This is a genomic window from Streptococcus sp. 1343 (genome assembly GCF_013277355.1).
Taxonomy (GTDB): domain Bacteria; phylum Bacillota; class Bacilli; order Lactobacillales; family Streptococcaceae; genus Streptococcus; species Streptococcus pseudopneumoniae.
On sequence record NZ_VMMT01000099.1, the window covers coordinates 1 to 536 of the forward strand.

Annotated in this window: 1 pseudogene; it reads right to left on the reverse strand. The window is 38.2% G+C overall.

Annotated elements, in window-relative coordinates:
• Positions 1 to 9 precede the first annotated feature (9 nt).
• Positions 10 to 536 (reverse strand): annotated as a pseudogene (locus HT709_RS11345) (IS30 family transposase); the annotation flags it as partial.

The following is a 536-nucleotide window of genomic DNA, read 5'->3' on the forward strand; positions in this document are numbered from 1 at the left end:
GGGACATTTTCACGTTCGATTTACTAAAGACATTCTCACATTCGAGCCAAATTTCAAGTTCAAGTTAGCCATGAAGAATAAATTCTCTGGGTGACATGAAGAATAAATTCTCTGGGTGATTTGTAGTTCAAGCATTTTTTAGGATAGTTATTAATCCAATTTTAGATGAATGCGACTTCTTTGGGAGTCGTTTCCTTAGTCCCCTTAGGTAACCATCTACGAATGAGCCTGTTGTGATTCTCATTAGTTCCCCTTTCCCAAGAGGCATAGGGGTGCGCATAATAGATATGTTCCTCAGAAAATACATCAGACAAGCGGTTAAATTCTGTACCATTATCTGCCGTGATGGACAGAATCTTGTCTTGTTTTAAGATGAGTTTTAAAGCCTGATTGACCACCTCAGCACTTTTATTTGGAATCAATCGGATAATTTGATGCCTAGTCCTTCGATCAGTTAAGACCAGTAAACAATAATTTTTCACCCTTGTAAGCAGAACCGTATCAATCTCATAATGCCCATTCTCCAATCGCAGATT